Source organism: Thermus sp. (assembly GCF_040290245.1).
In the GTDB taxonomy this organism is placed as follows: domain Bacteria; phylum Deinococcota; class Deinococci; order Deinococcales; family Thermaceae; genus Thermus_A.
Window position 1 is genome coordinate 1 of the sequence record NZ_PSMQ01000082.1, and the last position, 5,635, is coordinate 5,635.

Here is a 5,635-nt window from a genome sequence, read left to right on the forward strand (position 1 = left end):
TAGTGCCCCGCATCTTTAATGCGGGGGTACATGGACCCCTTCCACCAATCCCGCAGAGGTTGTATGATGGGAACAGAAACGGCCCGGCGGTGTAGGAGCACCCCGAGCCCGGCATCACCTGGACAGGAGGTGACGCAGATCGAGAATACCACGCACAAGAAAGCTTTTGTATACCGCCTGTACCCCACTCGGGCACAGGAAGCCGCCCTGGTGCGCATCCTCGACCTGACCCGCGAACTGTACAACGCCGCCCTGCAGGAGCGCCGGGCTGCTTTGCGAAGCAAACACCGAGAGGCCTGGCGGAAGGCGGGGAAGTCGCTGACTGTGTACGACCAGATGCGCTTGCTCGGCGAGGTCAAGGCGGTGCGCCCGGAGTACCGCGAGGTCTACGCCCAGGTCCTGCAGGAGACCCTGAAGCAGCTTGACCGGGCCTTCCAAGGCTTCTTCCAGCGGGTCAAGCAAGAGAAGAAACCGGGCTTTCCGCGCTTCCGGGGGCGAGGCTGGTGGGACAGCTTCACCTTCCCCCAGGTGACCCGCCAAGGCCATTGGGTCGGTCCAGGAAAGCTTCTCGGCAACGGCAAGGTCAAGGTGCCCGGGGTAGGCCACGTCCGCATCAAACAGCACCGGCCCCTGGAGGGGGTGCCCAAGACCTTCACCCTCAAGCGGCAGGCAGGGAACTGGTACGCGGTGTACACCTGCGAGGTACCCCACCAACCCCTGCCCCCGTCCCAGGAAGCCGTGGGGATCGACCTAGGTCTCATCCACTTCGCATCGACTTCGGACGGGGAGACCTTTGCCCCGCCCAAGGCTCACCAAAAAGCCGAGGCCCGGCTGAAGCGCACTCAGAAAGCTTTGTCAAAAAAACAGCGGTGCTCTAACCGATACCGGAAGCTCCAAAAGCAGCTGGCCCGGTACCTGGTCAACCGCTACGGTACCATTGCTCATGAAGATTTGAACCTGGCCGGGCTGCACCGCACCCGGTTGGCAAAGTCCTTCAGCGATGCGGACCATGCACAGTTCATCAGCATCCTCTTGGTGTTCGCTGCGCGAAGCAACTCCGCCAAGGCTGCAAGTGCCGGGCGGCTGCTTTGTGAAGCAAACACCGAGAGGGTCATCGCGGTCAGACCGCACGGTACAAGCCAGACTTGCCCGAACTGCGGCAGCGTTAGGAAGAAGGAGCTGTCCGAGCGCATCCACGTCTGCGAATGTGGGTGCGTGCTGGACCGGGACGTAGCCGCCGCAAAGGTGATTCTGGCTTTGGGCTTGGACGGAGCCCTCGGGGATGGGCAGCGGGTGGCCGCTCCCATCTGACCCGAGAAGCCCCCTTCTTCAGAAGGGGGAGTCGTCACAGAAGGTGTGAGGCTCGAGGACCTTCCCCCCTTGCCCGAAACCCCTGGGGTCTACCTCTGGAAACGGGGGGAGGAGGTCTTGTACGTGGGCAAGGCCAAGAACCTGAAAGCCCGCGTGCGAAGTTACTTCCACCAGGAAGGCAAGGGGAAGAAGGTGGCGGAGGCCGCGGACCGGGTGGAGTTCATCGCCACCCGGGACGAGGTGGAGGCCCTCCTCCTCGAGGCCAACCTGATCAAGCTCCACCTGCCGCCCTATAACGTTCTGCTCAAGGACGACAAGCACTACCCCTTTTTGAAGCTCACCCGGGAGGCGTTTCCCACCCTTTTGGTGGTGCGCCAAGTGGAGGAGGACGGCGCCCGCTACTTCGGGCCCTTCCCGGAGGCGGGGGCGGTGCGCCGGATCAAAAGGCTTCTGGACCGGGTCTTCCCCTTGCGGAAGAACTCGGGGTATCCGATGAAGAAGCGCCGCCGGCCCTGCCTGAACTACAGCATGGGCCGGTGCCTCGCCCCGTGTGTGGACCGGGCCGACCCCGCGGCCTACCGGGAGGTGGTGCGGCAGGTGGAGGAGGTCCTGGAGGGAAGGGTGGACGGGGTTTTGAAAACCCTCGAGGCCCAGATGAAGGCCGCGGCCCTGGCCTTGGACTTTGAACGGGCGGCGGAGCTAAGGGACCAGATGGAGGCGCTAAGGTCCTTCTTCGGTACAAGCCAGCAGGCCATCCGCCTCGGCCTGAAGGACCTGGACTTCCTGGGGCATAAGGAGGCGGGAAGCCTGCACGTGGTCCAGCTGTACCAGGTGCGCTCAGGCAGGATCCTGGGCCGGGTAAGCCGGGTTTTAGAGGTCTCCTCCGAGGGGCGAGGGGCCCCTGAAAAGCGCCCTGCTTCTCCGGTAGGAGAACATCGGGCTGCTTCTCCGATAGGAGAACACCGGGAGGAGGTCCTTTGGGCCTTCCTCCGGGACTACTACCTCGAGGCCACCCCCCTCCCCCCGGAGATCCTCCTCCCCTTCCCCGTGGAAGGTCAAGAGGCCCTGGAGGCGCTTTTGAGCCAGAGGAGGGGGGGGCGGGTGAGGATCCACGTTCCCAAACGGGGGGAGAAGGCGAGGCTTCTCGAGCTCGCGGCCCAAAACGCCCAGCTGGCCTTGGAGACAGAGCTGAGGCTTCTGGAAAGGCGGGGGGACCACCCCGGGCTTCGGGCGCTTCAGGAGGTTTTGGGGCTTTCCCGGAGGCCTTTCCGCCTCGAGGGGTATGACCTCTCCCACCTGATGGGCCAGGACCCGGTGGGCTCCATCGCGGTCTTTGAGGGGGGCAGGCCCAAGCGGGCGGAGTACCGGCGGATGCGGATCAAAAGCCCGGGGGGGGATGACTACCAGGGGATGCAGGAGCTCGTCCGGCGGCGCTTCACCGGACGCCTTAAGGAGCTGCCCTTCCCCGACCTCCTCCTCATCGACGGGGGGCTGGGCCAGGTGCGGGCGGCGGAGGAGGCCTTGAAGGCGGCGGGCCTAAGCCTTCCCCTGGTGGGCCTGGCCAAAGAGGAGGAGGTCCTGGTCCTCCCCAGCGGAAAACGCCTCGCCCTTCCCCCCAGCCACCCCGCCCTTCAGCTCCTCATCCACCTGCGGGACGAGACCCACCGAAACGGCCTCACCTACCAACAAAAAAAGCGGAGCGAGCGGCTTTTCAGGCTTTTGGAGGGCATCCCCGGGATCGGGGAAAAGCGCAAGCGCCTCCTCTTGGAACGGTACGGGGGCCTCGAGGCCTTGAGAAAGGCCCCCTTGGAGGAACTCGCCCGTCTTCCAGGGATGAACGAGAAGGCGGCCCGCGCTTTAAAAGAGGCCCTATCTGGTAGCATGGGTCCTTGATGTTGAAGGCCCGTCTCGCCGAAGCCGTCCAGGAAGCCCTGAGAAAACTGGGGGTTGAGGCCCCGGTCATCGTCCAGCGCACCCCGGAGGGCAGGCCCGGGGACTACGGGACCCCGGTGGCCTTCGCCCTGGCCCGAAGCCTCAGAAAACCCCCCCAGGCCATCGCGGAGGAGATCCGAGCCCTCCTCCCCCCCCTGGCCTTTCTGGAAAGGGCCGAGGAGGTGGGGGGGTATCTGAACTTCCACCTGCGGACCGAGGCCCTTTTGGCGGAAGCCCTCAAGCCCCCAAGGCCTTTCCCCAAGACCCGGGGCAGGGTCTTGATCGAGCACACCTCGGTCAACCCCAACAAGGAGCTCCACGTGGGGCATCTGCGGAACGTGGCGCTAGGGGACAGCCTGGCCCGGATCCTGGACTATGCGGGCCACCAGGTGGAGGTCCTGAACTACATCGACGATACGGGCCGTCAGGCGGCGGAAAGCCTCTTCGCCCTCCGCCACTACGGCCTCGAGTGGGATGGGAAGGAGAAGTACGACCACTTCGTCGGCCGGGCCTATGTACGCCTCCACCAAGACCCCAGGAAGGAGGCGCTGGAACAAGGGATCCAAAAGGTCCTCCAGGCCCTGGAAAGAGGGGAGCTTAGGGAGGAGGTGAACCGGATCCTCCTGGCCCAGCTTAAGACGATGCACGACCTAAACGCCCACTACGACCTCTTGGTCTGGGAGAGCGACATCGTCCGGGCGGGGCTTTTGGAGGGGGCTTTAGAGCGTTTGAAGCAGAGCCCCTTCGTCTTCACCCCCAAGGAAGGCAAGTACCAAGGGGCCCTGGTCATGGACGCCAGCCAGGTCCTGCCCGGCCTCGAGGACCCCTACTTCGTCCTGGTCCGATCGAACGGTGCGGCCACCTACTACGCCAAGGACATCGCCTTTCAGTTTTGGAAGATGGGGCTCTTGGAGGGGCTCAGGTTCCGACCCTACGAGAACCCCTTCTACCCCAGGCTACGGACCAGCGCCCCTGAGGGGGAGGCCTACACCCCCAAGGCGGAGATGACGGTGAACGTCATCGATGCCCGCCAGTCCCACCCCCAGGCCCTGGTCCGCACCGCCTTGGCCTTGGTGGGGCGGCCGGACCTGATGGAAAAGGCGGTCCACCTGGCCTATGAAACGGTTCTCCTCGAGGGCCAGCAGATGTCCGGCCGGAAGGGGCTCACCGTGAGCGTGGACGAGGTTTTGGAGGAGGCCTGGGGACGGGCGCTGAGGGTGATACGGGAAAAGAACCCCGACCACCCCGACCCAGAAGACGCCGCCCGGATGGTGGCCCTGGCCGCCCTCCGCTTCGCCATGGTCAAGGTGGAGCCCAGAAAGCAGATCGACTTCCGCTACGAGGAGGCCCTTTCCTTCGAGGGGGACACCGGCCCCTATGTCCAGTACGCCCACGCCCGGGCCGCGGCCATCCTGAGGAAGAGCGAAACCCCCGACGAACCCGACCTGGCCCAGGCCACCCCCTACGAACGGCGGCTTGCCCTCTGGCTTCTGGACTTCGAGGAAAAGGTCCTGGAAAGCGCGGAGGAGAAAAGCCCCCATCCCCTCGCCCAGTACCTTCTGGACCTGGCGGCGGCCTGGAACGCCTATTACAACGCCAAGGAAGACGGCCGCCCCGCCACGCCTGTCCTCACTGCTCCGCCTGGGCTCAAGGGGCTTAGGCTCGCCCTGGTGGAGAAGCTCAAGGCCACCTTGGCCACGGGCCTGGGGCTTCTAGGCATCCCCGCCCCTGAGGTAATGTAGGCGTGATGCGGCTCCTTGTCCTTCTTTTCACCGCAGCTGCCCTTTTGGCGGTTGGCCCTTGGGGCCAAATCAGCGCCCAGCGCCTCACCTCCCCCGAGGAGGTGGCCCGGGTGGAGGTCCTCAAAAAGGCCCTCCCCGCGGTGGTGCGCATCCAGGGCACCCCCCTTACCGGGGAGGGGCCTGTGGTGGGCACCGGGTTTTTCATCAGCCCGGGGCGGCTCGTCACCAACTACCACGTGGTGCGGGATGTGGCCGACCTGACCCTCCGGCTCTACGACGGGCGCACCTTCCCGGCGGAGCGCTTCGCCGTGGACCCCGGGATCGACCTGGCCCTCCTCCAGGTGCGGGGGGTGGTGGCCCCGGCCCAGCTGCGCTTTGGGAAGAGCGAGGGCCTTCCCGTGGGGGCGGGGGTGGTGGTGGTGGGGAACCCCTTCGGCCAGCCCTTCCTCGCTTCCTACGGCATCCTCGCTGGCCGGGGCGCCCTCGAGGCCCAGTCCCAAGACCCCACGGTGGGGCAGGAGGTGGGGGAGTACCTCTTCACGGATGCCCCCCTCACGGTGGGGAACTCGGGAAGCCCCCTCCTCAACCTGCAAGGGGAGGTGGTGGGGGTGATCTCCGATGTGGTGGGCGGCCCCGGGGGCGTGGGGGGG

The 5,635-nt window shown here is 65.6% G+C and carries 4 protein-coding genes; all 4 read left to right on the forward strand.

Going from position 1 to position 5,635, the window contains the following annotated elements:
• Positions 1-210 precede the first annotated feature (210 nt).
• The gene (locus tag C4301_RS09090) at positions 211-1,311 is read left to right on the forward strand and encodes an RNA-guided endonuclease InsQ/TnpB family protein (protein ID WP_352414765.1); all 1,101 of its coding nucleotides are present in this window, start codon (positions 211-213) and stop codon (positions 1,309-1,311) included.
• Positions 1,312-1,356: 45 nt separating this feature from the next.
• On the forward strand, positions 1,357-3,204 hold the full coding sequence (gene uvrC / locus C4301_RS09095) for an excinuclease ABC subunit UvrC (RefSeq protein WP_352414766.1): 1,848 nt from the start codon (positions 1,357-1,359) through the stop codon (positions 3,202-3,204).
• Positions 3,204-4,985, forward strand: coding sequence for an arginine--tRNA ligase (locus C4301_RS09100; RefSeq protein WP_352414767.1), 1,782 nt, complete (start codon positions 3,204-3,206; stop codon positions 4,983-4,985). The genes uvrC and C4301_RS09100 overlap by 1 nt, the downstream gene beginning before the upstream one ends.
• Before the next feature lie 5 nt (positions 4,986-4,990).
• Positions 4,991-5,635, forward strand: a 645-nt coding sequence (locus C4301_RS09105; protein WP_352414768.1) for a S1C family serine protease, incomplete at its 3' end; no start/stop codon positions are given.